The sequence below is a fragment of the Mycetohabitans sp. B2 genome, from assembly GCF_021733735.1.
GTDB classification, from domain to species: Bacteria; Pseudomonadota; Gammaproteobacteria; order Burkholderiales; family Burkholderiaceae; genus Mycetohabitans; species Mycetohabitans rhizoxinica.
Window position 1 is genome coordinate 1 of the sequence record NZ_JAHKSP010000001.1, and the last position, 14847, is coordinate 14847.

9 protein-coding genes and 3 pseudogenes are annotated in these 14847 nt (G+C 52.9%); 9 read left to right on the forward strand and 3 right to left on the reverse strand.

What is annotated here, in order from left to right:
* Together KPG66_RS00005 and KPG66_RS00010 are read left to right on the forward strand one after the other, a co-directional pair.
* Positions 1-511: IS3 family transposase (locus KPG66_RS00005; protein ID WP_237069661.1), on the forward strand; the 511-nt coding region annotated here is incomplete at its 5' end.
* Between the two features lie 224 nt (positions 512-735).
* A pseudogene (locus KPG66_RS00010) lies at positions 736-858 on the forward strand (IS3 family transposase); the annotation flags it as partial.
* 378 nt (positions 859-1236) lie between these two features.
* Here KPG66_RS00010 and KPG66_RS00015 read toward each other — a convergent pair.
* Genes KPG66_RS00015 through macA form a run of 3 tightly spaced genes read right to left on the reverse strand, consistent with a single transcriptional unit; the run spans position 1237 to position 5855 of the window.
* The gene (locus KPG66_RS00015) at positions 1237-2673 is read right to left on the reverse strand and encodes an efflux transporter outer membrane subunit (RefSeq protein ID WP_237069662.1); all 1437 of its coding nucleotides are present in this window, start codon (positions 2671-2673) and stop codon (positions 1237-1239) included.
* Between the two features lie 12 nt (positions 2674-2685).
* Complete coding sequence (locus tag KPG66_RS00020) at positions 2686-4662, reverse strand: MacB family efflux pump subunit (protein WP_237069663.1); 1977 nt, start codon at positions 4660-4662, stop codon at positions 2686-2688.
* A gap of 2 nt (positions 4663-4664) precedes the next feature.
* Positions 4665-5855, reverse strand: a complete 1191-nt coding sequence (macA, locus tag KPG66_RS00025; RefSeq protein WP_237069664.1) for a macrolide transporter subunit MacA — start codon at positions 5853-5855, stop codon at positions 4665-4667.
* A 1027-nt stretch (positions 5856-6882) separates the two neighbouring features.
* Here macA and KPG66_RS00030 point away from each other — a divergent pair.
* The 7 genes and pseudogenes from KPG66_RS00030 (at position 6883) to KPG66_RS00060 (ending at position 14425) form a co-directional block, all read left to right on the forward strand.
* On the forward strand, positions 6883-7026 hold the full coding sequence (locus tag KPG66_RS00030; RefSeq protein WP_237069665.1) for a burhizin family lasso peptide: 144 nt from the start codon (positions 6883-6885) through the stop codon (positions 7024-7026).
* Between the two features lie 126 nt (positions 7027-7152).
* Positions 7153-7923 (forward strand): lasso peptide biosynthesis B2 protein, encoded by a 771-nt coding sequence (locus KPG66_RS00035; protein ID WP_237069666.1) that lies wholly within the window; start codon positions 7153-7155, stop codon positions 7921-7923.
* Positions 7895-9637, forward strand: a complete 1743-nt coding sequence (locus tag KPG66_RS00040) for an asparagine synthase-related protein (RefSeq protein ID WP_237069667.1) — start codon at positions 7895-7897, stop codon at positions 9635-9637. The genes KPG66_RS00035 and KPG66_RS00040 overlap by 29 nt, the downstream gene beginning before the upstream one ends.
* A 16-nt stretch (positions 9638-9653) precedes the next feature.
* A complete protein-coding gene (locus tag KPG66_RS00045; RefSeq protein WP_237069668.1) occupies positions 9654-11414 on the forward strand; it encodes an ATP-binding cassette domain-containing protein in 1761 nt (586 codons plus the stop codon).
* Between the two features lie 204 nt (positions 11415-11618).
* Positions 11619-11753, forward strand: a pseudogene (locus KPG66_RS00050) (IS5/IS1182 family transposase); the annotation flags it as partial.
* Positions 11754-11799: 46 nt separating this feature from the next.
* A pseudogene (locus KPG66_RS00055) lies at positions 11800-12599 on the forward strand (IS5 family transposase).
* Positions 12600-12826: 227 nt separating this feature from the next.
* Positions 12827-14425, forward strand: coding sequence for a hypothetical protein (locus KPG66_RS00060; protein WP_237069669.1), 1599 nt, complete (start codon positions 12827-12829; stop codon positions 14423-14425).
* The last annotated feature ends 422 nt before the right edge of the window (positions 14426-14847 follow it).

Consider the following 14847-nt stretch of genomic DNA (forward strand, 5'->3'; position numbering starts at 1 on the left):
CCAGGTGTGGTCAATCGATTTTGTGATGGACGCGCTGTCCAATGGACGGCCTCTGAAGTGCTTGACTGTCGTCGACGATTTCACCAAGGAGGCTGTCGATATCGTTGTGGACCATGGCATCTCGGGCTTGTATGTTGCTCGAGCGTTGGAGCAGGCAGCGCGTTTGCGCGGCTATCCCAAGGCGTTGCGCACCGACCAGGGCCCGGAATTCACGAGCCGGGCGCTGAACCAATGGGCGTATGCGAATGGCGTCACGCTGAAGTTGATTCAACCCGGAAAGCCGACGCAGAATGCTTACATCGAATCGTTCAACGGCAAGTTTCGCGATGAATGCCTTAACGAACACTGGTTCACGAGCCTCGCGCACGCTCGCGCGCTTATCGCCGCGTGGCGCCAGGACTACAACGAGCAACGGCCGCACAGCGCACTGAATTACCTTTCGCCCGCCGAGTTCGCGGCGAAATATCGGGCAACAGCGGATGCTCCTGCCGCTTTCCAGGAGCTGGTTTAAAAGGACTTTGCTAGAAGACGGCTGGCACTAACCAAGGGGGCAGGTCAGCTCTTCCACATATCGTGTGAAGTTTCGAGTTCCAAGTTAGCCGAGGTGGCCTTGCAAAATCGGACATCCTGGTAAGTGGAACGTCCGGGGCTTGAGCCGGCGATAATGCTGGCAAAGGAACCCGGGAAACGACGAAGAGAACGAGATGGCAGCACTCATCGGCGGTCAAGGCAAAGGTGGCACTAGGGGCGGTCAAGGCTGAGCGAACGCTGGTGGAATTGGCGCACCCATTCAATGTGCACCCGAATCAGTTCACGGAATGGAAGCGGCAATTGCAAGAGCGTGCGGCCGATGTGTTCAGCAACGTCGCCAGCGCGTGCCCGAGATACTGTGCTATCGCGCGCGCAATGGCGCATGTAGGTGAAGCGGATTTGCTTGTCTTCGATGAACCTACGTCGGCACTCAATCCTGAGTCCGAGGCTGACATCACGCGACTGATACTCAAACTCTCTGAATAAAGAACCGCCGTTATTGTTAGCCATCGACTCGCATTGACCCGATTTGTCGAGTGCATCTTCGTATTAAACCAAGGGCGACTCATTGAGGAAGGATCTCATGATGACCTCGTAAGACAAAGTGGAAAATATGCACGGATATTCCATAGCTAAGCTATGTTTTACCAAGATAGCATTCGGGGATTCGGAGATTTTCGTAAGACAGTGGTCTGAGAACTCGGGTTAAAACGAGTCATTACCGCCCCCCAGTGCTTTGTATAGATTCATTTGATTGTTAAGTTGGTTCAGGCGGTTGAGCGCGAACGTACTTTGCGCGTCGCGCAGCCGCTGCTGCTCGTCGAGCCACGGCTGCACACTGGTTGCACCGGCTACGAAGCGGGCCCGCGCGAGCGCTTCCGCGCGCTGTGCTTGCAGGAGCGACAGCGTGCGCTGTTCGCCTTCACGTTCAAGCTGAACGTGTGCGGACAATGCGTTCTCGACCTCTCCGAGCGCGGTGTACAACTGCTGGCGAAAGTTGACGACGGCTTCCTCGTATTGTGTCCGCGACACCTTGATCTGCAGCTGCATCGTGTTCCACTGGATGAACGGCAGCGCGAGTTCAAGGCTAAGCGCCGCGACAGGATTCGACAGCACACGCTCCAGGCTCGCGCTTGACGTGCCGACCGAGCCCGTTAGCGTGAACGACGGATAGAAACGGGTACGCGCGACGTCAACGTTCGCAAGTGACTCGCGTAGCCGGCACTCCGCCGCGCGCAGGTCTGGACGCCGCCCAAGCAAGTCGGCGGGCAGACCCGCTGGCACCACCGGCAGCGCCCGATGGGGCAGCGCGGCCGGTTCGGCGGCCCTTGCCTGCGGCGGGCGATCAAACAAGATCGCGAGCGCATGACGGCTCTCGGTACGCTGCTGAATCAGTTGCATCTGGGCCGCACGCTGCACAGACAAGCTTTGCTCGGCCTGCGCGACGTCAAGGCCGGATACCGCGCCCGCCGCGTGGCGTGTACGTACCAGCGCGAGCGTGCGCTGCGCATACGCGATGTTCGCGTTGCCAAGCGCGATCTGTTGGTTCAGATAGCCAATCTGCCAGTACAGCGCAGCGATCGTGCCGATCAGCGAGAGCCGCACCGCGTCGTGGTCGGCCTGCGTCGCGGCGGCTTTCCAACGCGCCACGTCGCGCTGCGCGGCAAGCTTGCCCCACAGGTCAAGCTCGTAGCTAAGCGAGCCGTACAGATTGCTCGCATGCGATGTCTGGCGCGAATCGGGCATGCGCGATACGCGGCCGTTGCCGCCAAGCGTCACGGTGGGTGCCAGGTTGGTGGCAACGAGACCTGCTTGCAGTTGTGCGCGATAGACGCGGATCGCGGCGGCGGCGAGGTCGTTGTTCACGGCAAGCGCGTCGTCGATCAGCCGATCGAGCACGGGGTCCCCGAAGCCGCGCCACCAGTCGGTCGGAATCGGCGCAGTTGCGCAAGGCTCAGATGTGTCAGAGGCGGCGGAGCAAGGCGTCTTTGTCGTCGCACCGGCCGCGTTGTACGCGCTCCAATGTGCGGGCAGCTTCACGGCGGGCAATGACTGGCGACGCGCGTTCACGCAGCCAGCGAGCAGCACGGCGGCACATACGAGCGAGAGCAGGTGGCGGAAGATGGTCAGAAGGTGGATCATGAGAGCGTCGCCTTAATCGCGCGCGAGCGCATCGATCGGATCAAGCCGCGCTGCATTGCGTGCGGGTATGAAGCCGAACACGACGCCGATCAGTGTCGAACACAGGAATGCGGTGACGATCGAGCCGATGGAAAACACCATTGTCCATTGGGCGACAAACAGAGCGAATACGAAACGTGTGCCAAATGACAGTACAATGCCCATTGCGCCGCCAATCAGACACACCATCACGGCCTCTATGAGGAACTGCTGCATGATGTCGCTTTGCCGGGCGCCGATGGCCATCCGGATGCCAATTTCGCGCGTTCGCTCGGTGACCGATACGAGCATGATGTTCATCACACCAATCCCGCCGATAATGAGCGAAATCATCGCAATCAGCGATAGCAAGAGCGTCAGCGTCTGACCGGTCTTCTCAGCCGTCTTGACCACATTGTTCACGTTGTAAGTGAAAAAATCTTTGCGACCATGGCGCTGCATCAACAGCTTCACGAGGCTGTTCTCGGCCGTCGTGCTCGGCTGACCGTCGCGTACCCGTACCGTGAGGCTATCGAAATGGCGCTGGCCGAACAACCGACCACTTGCCGTCGTGTAGGGCACCCATACGTTTAGGCTCTTCACGTCGCCAAATGCACTCTTCTTGTCCGCCGTCACACCGATCACAACGCACGGTAGATTGTCAACAAGAATAACCTCGCCAAGTGGATTCGAGTCTGCGCCGAACAGCTTGCGACGCGTGTTTTGGTCAATCACCACAACTTGTGCCTGACGGCGTACGCCGTCAGGACCGAAACCGACACCTTGCGTGAGTTTTATCCCGCGCACCTGAAAGTAATGCTCGCTGACGCCGTTCACGAGTGCGTTGACGTCGATGTTTCGGTAGCGTAGCAGCAGACTGCGCGACGTCTCGGGCGTCACGCTGTCGACGTAGTATTGTTCAGCAAGCGCAGTCACGTCGGCGGGCATGAGCGTCTGGATCGTGTGTGCCTGATTGTCGCCCCAGTCACGGCCCGGATAGAAGCTGATTGTGTTCGGGCCAAGGCTCGCAATCTCGGCGAGCATGTAGCGCTTCGCGCCTTCGCCGATCGCAACGATTGACACGACCGACGTAATGCCGATGATGATGCCGAGCGTTGTCAGGATCGTGCGCAGTCGGTGCGATGCGAGCGCGAGCCATGCCATCCGAAATGCCTCGGCAAAGCGACCGGCGCTTGCCGACCAGCTGCCCGTGGGCGGTGGGGGTGAGATGGCCCGCGCATCCACGGTGGCGCATACCGGCCCTAACGCGCCATCTGCGACAGGCGTGTTAGGCCGGTCCGCGACGAGTTCGCCGTCGCGGATTTCGATGATCCGGCGTGCGTGCGCGGCGATATGCTCATCGTGCGTGACAATGATGACCGTATGGCCGAGCGCGTTTAGCTCTTGCAAAATCCGGATCACGTCTTGACCGCTTGTCGAATCGAGCGCGCCCGTCGGCTCGTCGGCGAGAATGACTTCACCGCCGTTCATCAACGCGCGTGCGATGCTAACGCGCTGCTGTTGTCCGCCAGACAGCTGGCTTGGCCGGTGCCCGGCGCGCTGAGCCAATCCAAGACGCGCAAGTAACCGCTTAGCGCGTGCATGCCGTGCAGCGGGCACGCTGCCCGCATAGACGGCCGGCATTTCGACATTCGCCGCTGCACTCAGGTGTGGCAGCAAGTGGTAGCGCTGAAAGATAAAGCCGAAGCGCTCGCGACGCAAGCGCGCGAGTTCATCGCTGTCCAGTTCGTGCGTCTCGCATCCATCGACCCGGTAGCTGCCCTCGCTCGGATGATCGAGGCAGCCGAGGAGGTTCATCAGCGTCGACTTGCCGGAGCCCGACGCGCCAACAATCGCAACAAACTCACCCGCGTTGATCGTCAAACTTACGTTTTTTAATACGACCACGTCGCGATCGCCGGCCGGAAAGCGTCGGGTGACGCCAACGAGTTGCAGCAGTGGCCAGGTCATCGTCACACTCCCACGTCCGACGCCGTGTTACCCGTATCGGACGCATCGCCGATCACGACACGCTCACCGGCTTTTAAGCCAGCTAGCACCTCGACTTTCACGTTGTTGTTGATGCCGATGCGGATCTTGCGAGTCTCAAGCTTGTCGCCCGCGCCCAGCACGCGGACCGTGTACAGACCATCTTTGTCCTTTGCGCCGAGCGCGGCGACCGGGATGGTGAGCGCGTTGCGCGCGGTGCCGAGCAGCACGCTGACCTGTGCGGTCATTGCGATGCGCAGTCGATGCCCGGGATTGGGCACCTCAAACAACGCGTTATAGAACACGGCGGTATTCGACTTGGACGCACCGCCGCCCATCGCACCGAATGTCCCTTGCGTGTCGAGAAAGTTTTGCGGCGCGGGCTCGATCGCGCGCAGCTTACCGTAGTAGCACTTGTCAGGCTCGCCAAGGATCGTGAAGTACGCGCTTTGACCCGGGTACACACGAACTACATCGGCTTCAGATACCTGAGCCTTCACGGTCATCGTGTCGAAATCGGCAAGCTTCAGGATCACCGGTGCCTGCTGCTGTGCGATTACGGTCTGACCTTCCTGCGTGACAATGGCAACGACCTCACCGTCCATCGGCGCGATGATCCGCGTATAGCCGAGATTGACCTGTGCGGTCTCGGTGTGGATACGGGCCGAGCGGATCTGTGCGTCGAGCGATGCGAGATTCGCGCGCTGCACTTCGAGCGCCGATTTCGCGGCTTCGTAATCTTGCCGCGAGGTCGCGTCTTCCGGCAGCATCTGCTGTTGGCGACGGAATGCAAGCTCGGCCTGCATCAGCTGAGCGGCCATCGCGCGTTTCTGCGCAGCAAGGTTCTGCTCGTTGGCTTGCGCTTGGCGCAGCGCATTGTAAGAGAGCACCGGGTCGATCTCCGCGAGCCATTGTCCCTGCTTAACCTTGTCGCCAAGTTTGACCTTTAGCGATTTCAATTGTCCCGACACCTGCGCGCCGACGTCGACCTGCTTGAACGCCTGCAGCGTGCCCGTCGCGAGCACCGCGTTCTCTAGGTCGCTGCGTTCGACTTTCGCGCTCAGGTATTGCGCATGTTTGTCCCGCGCAAAAAAATGCAGTGACAGCGCGGCAACTAGAACGATGGCAACACCACCAACTACCGCGGCGCGCCAATGGCGAAAATTTTTTTCCATGTATGGCGGAATTTTCAAGCAAATCCGAGCATGTGAATGCAATAAGGTACGGACTATGATACCGAAAGGTACAGGCCACATCGTGCTCACCTACTGCTTCATAAAATCTCGGATGTGAGGCACAGCAGAAGGAACATTGCTGGAGCTGTCTGAAGAGATGAACAACGTGGCGATGGTGTCAGCCATGTGGCGCTGCACGGGTTGGGGCACAACGTGGAACATGGTCCTGGGGTGAGGCGAAGGAAACCCATTTCGGTGTTTTTTTACCGCGCCATTGAATGAAACATTGAGCGACAAGAACCCTCCGGCTATACATAGCGTCACATAGTGATGAAAACCGCGCCATCCGCGACTGAGTCGCTCTCATCGGGCACGCCGATCTGCTGCCGCCTGGTCGGATCATTGGTCCATTTGGGTGGCAGATAAGTTTAGTCAGTTTTACTGAATTCTTGCCCTTCCTCGCAAAACCCGTTTCATCATTCAGTTAGACCATGGCGACCTTGACACAAAGTGATGTAGCACTTTGTGTCGCACGACCACGCGCTGCGGTTCTAGGTGTGACACCAGCGGGTTAACATCGTTGTGTTGAATTGGCAACATTCGGCCCCCGCAATAGCTGATCAACCTGCAGCGACGATCGCTATGCCGCACTGCTTCATTCGAATGTCCCCGATACTCTTCAAATGAAGTCTCCCAGCCCATCACTTCTCCAGGCAAAAATAAAGAAGCTTCTATCACGACTTAATTCTTAAGGTATCTTAAATTTAGGACAGTGTTGCACCAGTACTCAGCCACGATATGCGGCATTTCCTCGGTGCGATGCGTGCGGTATCCCCTTCAATTTTCATGCTCACATTTCACATTTTGCTGTTAGCGTCAATAAGGTTTGCAAAAAAACAACACTTAACCTTTGCAGCATTCTATTTCTTCATTAGGCTGTCTGCACCTATGCCGTTTAATCGACATAGGCTTGGTAGCCACTTATATACATGGGTGGCGCTTTCTTAGCTACGGAAAGGAGATTCTCATGGATCAGCACCAAGGTATGCATCAGGAAGCAGTGGACCTCCCGTTGGATGATGAGTCGCTGATGGAGCTGTGTGCTTCCGAATCGACTCTAGGCGGTTCAGGGAAATATAAGGAAGCTGGCGTTGGCCGCTTCCTAGATTAATAGCTTGAAAGACTACGCTAAGCAATATTCCGAGCACCAGTCTATGTGGACTTAGCATCCATTGTGAGTGGTGTGAAGGTTTGCTTAGCGTATCCTGGTAGCCACATTATGAAATAATAATATAAAATGCCGCATCATTTGATGCCCAATGTATTTGGAACCTGTTTTTCCAAACAAATCATTTTGCTCGATGTGGTGCGGGATCGATACGCTGTCTTGTCCGATACACAGTCCGCAGCACTGGCACCGCACCTCGGTCTCGAGGATAAATTTTTTGCGCAGACTGGTGGTATTCAGAGCACTGCCATTCTGGAAAAATTAAAGCGTGCTAACTGGATTAGCACCAATCTATTCCCAGTTATTGACGCCAAGTTAAACGCGCTTAGCCCGTCTCCGAAAACGGGGGGGATGTCTGCCAATGGCTGGAAGTTGCCGGATGAGGCGTTCGCGCATCGGCCCACCTGGGCAAGCATTGCCAAAGCCACACTTATCTTGCGATCTGTGCATAAATGCGCCGCACAGCATGGACTTGCCGGACTGCTGCGACTTTGCGACCAAGCTCACCATGAGGCTGCAGAGCGCCTGCTTTTTGGTCAGCCAGAAGAGTATGCACCGTTCGTGAACACGCTCAATTGGGCATGCCTGTTTTATCCTCGGTCAACCAAGTGTTTGGAATGGTCCGTCGCGCTGACGTTGTTGTGCGCGCGTGCCGGTTTGGCATTAAAACTGGTTATTGGCGTCCAGTCCTTTCCCTTTTATGCGCATGCATGGTCGGAAGCCGCGGATGTAGTGATTGGCGACAGCGCGCTCAGAAGAAAAGAACTTTCCGTCATTTTGGAATTTCCTCATCCCCTGTTAGATCTTTCCCATGGCTCTTCTCGGCATCGCCTATCCTAATACGCAGGATTTTTTGGCACAGAACCGGGACTGGATGCTTGTACACGATCAATCCAACCGGATTGCAGGCGCACTTTGGCATCAGCAAGATAGTGCTGGCCAGCGTGTCATACGCGGGCAATTGGGTACGTACTTCTACTGCTTCTATGGCGCAGCTTTTTCGAAGCTAAACCATAGTGAAATCCAGGAAGATGATCTAAAAAAGATTGCGGCAGAAGGCCCTGCACGGTTAATGGCCCAGTTCTGGGGAAAATATTTATTTATCTGCTTTGACCAGGCTGCCAGGAAATTCATCTGCTGCAGCGATCCAAGTAGTCAGTGGACTCTATATTGGTCGTGGTCCAGCCGTCATGGTTTGCTGTTTTCAGATACAATCACGTGTTTGCATCAAGCACTCGTGGAAAATGGCGAGCGACCAGCATGGAATAAAGCGTTTTTTACAACATGGTTGCGGACAGGTTCCGTACAAAACGGTGAGCTGCCTTTTGATCGTATCAATGAAATTCCGGTAGGATGCGCTGTTTCCTATACCGATGGCGGTAAGCCGCAACTCTTGACGGTCTGGGACCCACTCAAACATGCAATAAAGGGTCACGGCGAGACCCCGTTTGACATTTTAAAAAACTATCTTAACAAGTTTGTCTCATTGGCCGAGCGGCCCGTTTTAGAACTCTCCGGGGGGCTGGAATCCAGTGCCGTGCTGCTCGCGCTGCGAGCGTTATCGTCCGCTGAACAGCCGCTATTTTGCGCGCATTATTACCACGCCGATGTGGCTTCATCCAACGAGCTTGAACATGCGCGTGCTGTTGCGCAAAGTACGCGGGCTTGCCTTCATGAGGTGGATGCAAAGATCTTATCATTTGCTCCCGTTCAATCCGTTCCGCGTGTCGCCAAACCGCATATCAGATATTGCTTGCTCGCGTTTAATCAATATTTTGCAAACCAACTTGAAAAGCGGGAAAACACCCAACTTATCAGCGGGCATGGAGGAGATTCCCTCTTTCTGTCCCCTCCGCCTTTCGGTGCGCTTGCCGATGCGGCACTGGCATGGCAATGGCGGCGACTCGCTCGTGTCGCGATGGACTTGGCACTTATTCGCAGAGCCTCCTTGGTTGAAGTGGTAACAAGCGCGGCTCGATCGCTGTGTTCTGCGGATCCTTCTGAAAATATCAGCGGTACATTCGACCTTCTGTCCACAGATGCGCAGCACGAACCGTTCGATCGCCGAACCCCTCTCCACCCGTTCCTTCAGCAAACGAAGATTCGTTTGCCCGGCAAACTATACCAGTTGTTTTTGGCTTTTTTGTCGCTTGACGATATCCGGGCGCCATCTTATCCATTTACCTCCCGAACGCACTACCCGTTCCTCTGTCAACCGATGGTGGAGTTTGCGCTGTCAACGCCAAGCTACGATCATTTCGAAGGGGCACATAACCGCATCGTTCTGAGGAAGTCCGTCTCAGCTGCCACAAGTTATCCGAACCTGTGGCGGCGAAACAAAGGCGAAACATCGGGTATCGATTTACTGGGCATACGCGACCATAAAGACCACCTGATGACGCTTTGCCTCGAGGGATTTCTAGCCAAAGAAGGTTATCTCGATTTAAAGCGCACACGTGCCGCAATTGACAATAGCAGCAAAGGCCATAGTAATTATTTTATGGACCTTCTTCATCTATACGCCGTCGAGCTTTTTATCCAAGGATGGCAATAACAGCGGTTAAAGTGACATGCGGCACAACGCCTTCAAAACGATCCTTTTCTTACTGCGCTGTTTGTGGACGCCTGAGTGGCATGCACGGCTTCAGACAATCGCAGCCATTGCCTGTACCGGATGCTCGATTGGGCTTACCGTTATCGCGCCAATGCTGCTTAAGTGGCTCATTGACGGGTTTTCCGATGCGTCACTTTCGGCGGTGAACGTCTACCTTTTATGTGTTGCCTACGGTGGGGCATGGTTTCTATCACAAGCAATGCGCCGCTGCGAGCAGTACTTGTTTGTGTTAATTCATGAGCGTATCAAACGCACGATTACGCTCAATTACGTCAGCCAAGTGCTCGCTCAGCCGGCTGCGTCGCTGAGCGATCATCAAACGGGGGCATCTGTAAGCGAGGTCTCGCGTGCGCAAGACAGTGTGCTGCGCGCGCTTATCGGAATCTTTTGGAGCATCGCACCACTTTGTGTCGAAATCGTAGTTGCCGACATCATCGTATTTTCGCTTTTTGGTCCTGTCTATGCGGCCGTCTTGCTTGGTTTTTTGGCAATTTATCTTTATTCAACTGTGTTGACGGCTAAGCGCTGCGAGTTACTGCAACGCAAGAAAAATCGGGCATCGGATAGGGCATCTGCTCGTTTGGTCGATACGCTAACGCATGCGGACACGGCTAAATCCTTTTCAAATGAAGCCAATGAATTGATCCAACTTGATCGTGTCCTCAAAGTACGCGAAAGAGCGAGCCTTCATATCACGCGTAAAATGGAGATGTTTGGCGCACTCCAACTACTCATCGTTGGTATCGGGCTGACCACGCTTACCTGTTTGGCGGGCAGCGATATCCTCGCACACCAGCTGACGATTGGCGATTTTGTGCTATTAAACAGCTACTTACTGCAATTTACCTTGCCACTGAGCACGTTCGGCTATGCGGTACGAGAAGCCCAAATCGGGTTATTCAATTTGTCGGAGTTACTGCACGTACTGAGTGTTAGACGGCGCTTTGAACCCATCACTCGAAACCTTTTCAAGGGTGCGCCCTCCATTGAATTTCGCAACGCCAGCTTTCGTCACCCGTCCGGTAAACGTGTATTACACCACGCGAGTTTTTTGGTTCCCGCCGGTGCCTTCGTTGCGCTTGTCGGTTCGAGCGGTGCTGGGAAGTCCACGCTCATAAGATTGCTATTGCGTCTGTACAAGCTTGACGACGGACAAATTTTCATTGATGGCCAGCCAATCGAGTCCTTTTCTGAATCACAGCTGCGTCAGTCGATCAGCTATGTGACGCAGGATGCCCATTTGCTGGATCGCTCAATACGCGAAAACATCTGTTTTGCCTGTCCGCAAGCCTCCGATGTGGAACTCGAACAGGCCATTCGTTGTTCTGCGCTTACACCTGTTATTGCCGCGGCGAGTCATGGCCTTAACACGCCAATTGGCGAGCGGGGTAACAAATTGTCTGGTGGTGAACGACAACGTGTGGCATTGGCCCGTGCTTTATTGCGGAACAGCCACTTACTACTCCTTGATGAGCCGACCACGGCACTTGATGCACATACCGAAGCTGATATCTTTCAGCATCTTTACGAACGCTACCATCAAACCACCCGGCTCGTTGTCGCACATCGGCTTTCCGCTATCCAGCATGCTAACTTAATTTTAGTCTTGCACGAGGGTTCTATTGTGGAAGCTGGCACGCATAGTAGTTTATTGGCGCAACATGGTGTCTATGCCAGCCTTTGGCGTAAGCAAACCAGTTTATCGGCAACAGAATAAAGGCCATATAAGCCGGCCGGAATTAGCACATATTCGTAGCCTCACACATTTTTTCAATGTCCACCTTTCCTAAATTTTATTAGCCGGTCCTGAATAATCCGCAGACGCTGGTGCAGTAAGGCTCTGAAGCCAGAATGGTGTTGTGGGATTTGCAAGAGGCAGGCATATTGAGGCGAGATTCCTGCAAATTTCGACGAGGTTCGGATGGGTCCGAAGACGCCGGTGCCAGAGGGAGATTTGTTTCGCCAACCGCTGCGCGAGCAGATCAACTTGAAGCATCCGTTGGTTCGACTGGCCGATCTGATTAACTGGGACCGATTGAGCACGGCGATGAGCGCATGGAACGCGCATATTGCGCTCTTCATCATTGCTGACACCGTATGCCATAACGGGTGATCCGAGCGGCGTGACGGACGAAGAATGGCGCTTCGCTGCTCCGTATTTGACGTTGATGGAGCCAGACACACCGCAAAGACGGTATGAATTGCGCGAGTTGTGCAACGCGCTGCGTTGGCTGGCTCGTGCAGGCGCTGCGTGGCGCATGCTGCCGGCGAACTTTCCGCCATGGGAGGCGTGGTGTATCAGCAAACTCAACGCTGGCTGTGAGCGGGCTGCTTCGAAGCGATGGTTCAAGATTTGCGTTCGGTGCTGCGTGTTGCGCAGGCTCGTCAAGGTCAGCCCAGTGCGGTGGTCTTGTGGACGGGCGTACGTTGCACTCGAGCTGCGAGAGTGGCCCACGCGCAGGCTATGACGGCGATAAGCTCAAACGGGCAAGCACGGTGCATAGAGCCGTCGATACGCTCGGGCATTGGCTGGCGGTTCATGTCACGCCGGCCAATGAGCAAGCGCGCGCAGGTTCAGGTGTTGGCATAAGAGGTGCAACTTGTGAGCGGGCAAAGCGTGAAGCTTGCCTTCGCCGACCAAGGCTATACAGGAAAAGAGCCTGCGCAAGCCGCGCAGGATGAAGGCATCGAATTGCAGGTTATCAAACTGCCAGAGGCAAAGAAGGGCTTTATCCTGCTGCCGCGCCGATGGGTCGTCGAGCACAGTTTCGGATGGCTCAATCGCTTTCGAAGGCTCGCTCGCGACGACGAGCGGTTGCCCGAAACGCTCGTCGGCTTGCATTTCGTCGTCTTTGCCATGCTCATGCTCGTTCATGCCGCGCCTATCTTGCAAAGTGCATAACACGCTCCTGATATTTTAGGCTTATCAGACATAACCTAGCCGATCGCCGCCAAAACAAATAGAGATCACCCAAATTATTCTACATTGAAGGTTTGACCGTTGGTTGACAGTCCAAATGCTCCGTGCATTGCTTAGAAAAATACGCCAATAAAAAAGGGATTTATTTTTTGAGAAGTGGAAATATAATTATATCTCAATATTTTGATTAATCAAAATAGCAGGAAATTATGTATAAACAAAAAAATTCAAAGAGTAGCTTTACAAATTCTTCCAGGCTGCCCAGATCGTTGGGGGCACAAGCTTCTGTTTCGACAGATCGCCAGAGCCCATTAAAAAATTCAAGACCTCATTCCTCTAGAATCAACATTATTGGAGATCGTAACGCTCCTGATATAAAAAATAATTCTGGCACTGCACCTACAGGGAAACCTGCAATTAAAATAAATTTAAACACTACCTGGGCCAATAAAGAAACACGACCAAAATGCAAATATGCTCCCGTCAACATATCAGGTGATAAAAATAAAAATTTTGAATACATGAAAGAAGTGTTAGAAAAAAGAATTGCCACATGTAAGGAACTTGCTTCTCAAAGTGATTCAGTTGGCTGGTTCTCATTCAGAAAAAGAGAAGGTACACAAGAACATAAATGGCAAGAACATGATCTGCAGTCGAATGAAGTGCCAATTATTGTTATAAGCGGCGGGAGCGCAAATAAAATTGCAGGCGACCTTAAAAGCAAAACAGATGGCAGCCTCGCATGGCATCCAAAATATATGCGAGATGAATCAATTTATTTGCTTGTTCATGAGACAGAGTTCAAATGCTATGAGGCTGCTCTTAACGAAATGATGGAGCAATATAAAAATTTGCACCTTGTCGGGTGGTACGGCGGTAGCTTGACCGGTTTCGGCGCTGCGCGCGCTGCAGCCTTGGCGTTTGCAGATACACTGCCATATCGTCCTCAGCAAATTATAATGATGGATCAGGACGTTGCTTTAACCGAAAATACTAGACACACCAATCCCGGCATTAAAACTCAATTAAACAATAAACATAAAAATACTCAAAAATCCATCATCGGTCTTGGAGTTGGTTATCCTACACGTGAAGCTCCTCCAAAACACTTTGGATTCGAAAAAAATGAATATTTCCCCCAAAAACCAAAAACAGCAAACGAGCGATCAGTTTCATCGCCAGCACAACAATACGTTTCTATAAAATCTCCATTTCGCAAAAAAGGGGAAGATGGAATCTATGCTGCATATATGGTTGCAGGCGGAGAAGACATGCTTATGGGAATACAGCAAGGCTTAATCCAAAAACTCAAACAAAAAGGCGGTCGAAATATTTTCAAAAATATCGCCTTAATGGAAGGAAAAATTGTGAAGAAGGAACTCAAGGGCCAGGAGGATGAACTCAATCACTATTGGAAAAAAATGCGCCCCGAAACCCTTAAGGAGCTTTTTGAAGCAGAAAAGGATACCCAAGTTGAATTTGATGGGGAAACCATGAGTTTAAACAAACTCATGGAGCATTTTAAAGATCAAGGATATATTGAGCAACACCCAAGCCCGGAATCACACAACGTCGCAGCATGTATTATAGAGCGTATAATATTAGATTATCATAAACAACAATCTTCCGACAATCAATCTAATACAATTTTTAATACTTGGACCAAGAGCCCCCTTGAAGGAGCGACTTCAGTCAAAGCTTCATCAGCAGTTTCAACGGTGTCCGACCCCATTGGTTCACCACTATCGGCTTTTCAACAATCCGGGCGCCTCCGCATTTCTGGGCGCTCTCGCTATTACTCGGAATGAACAATGATTTGACTAAATTTTAAATTGTATTTTCAGCGCGCATAATTCAACAAAAACATTTTTAGGATTAGAGCAAAATATCCCCAACCGCATTAAGCTTGATAAAAGACTTCGCTTGCGACAAGAAAATACAAAAACTTATATTTAACATGGAATTAATTATAGAATAAAATGCATAAACAAATGAAACCGCACGGGTGTAAGTGGGCAACCGAAAGAATGCACATCGACATTGATGTCGCAAACCATCTGAGTTTTTATTTTTAACAAATATTTAATCAATATTTTTTACAAAAATGTCGGCTATTAATCAGCGCAGCCGGACGCCAATAAAATTCACACATTTTTCCGCTTTGTTATTCTGAGCGGCACAGAAATCATGCGCATGGTCACCGATTAATCCACAGAAATTAAATTAACGC

Bases quoted from the DNA above. Each gene is read 5' to 3' on its own strand.
- KPG66_RS00015 (WP_237069662.1), bottom strand. From the start codon at position 2,673: ATGATCCACCTTCTGACCATCTTCCGCCACCTGCTCTCGCTCGTATGT.
- KPG66_RS00020 (WP_237069663.1), bottom strand. From the start codon at position 4,662: ATGACCTGGCCACTGCTGCAACTCGTTGGCGTCACCCGACGCTTTCCG.
- macA (WP_237069664.1), bottom strand. From the start codon at position 5,855: ATGGAAAAAAATTTTCGCCATTGGCGCGCCGCGGTAGTTGGTGGTGTT.
- KPG66_RS00030 (WP_237069665.1), top strand. From the start codon at position 6,883: ATGGATCAGCACCAAGGTATGCATCAGGAAGCAGTGGACCTCCCGTTG.
- KPG66_RS00035 (WP_237069666.1), top strand. From the start codon at position 7,153: ATGCCGCATCATTTGATGCCCAATGTATTTGGAACCTGTTTTTCCAAA.
- KPG66_RS00040 (WP_237069667.1), top strand. From the start codon at position 7,895: ATGGCTCTTCTCGGCATCGCCTATCCTAATACGCAGGATTTTTTGGCA.
- KPG66_RS00045 (WP_237069668.1), top strand. From the start codon at position 9,654: ATGCGGCACAACGCCTTCAAAACGATCCTTTTCTTACTGCGCTGTTTG.
- KPG66_RS00060 (WP_237069669.1), top strand. From the start codon at position 12,827: ATGTATAAACAAAAAAATTCAAAGAGTAGCTTTACAAATTCTTCCAGG.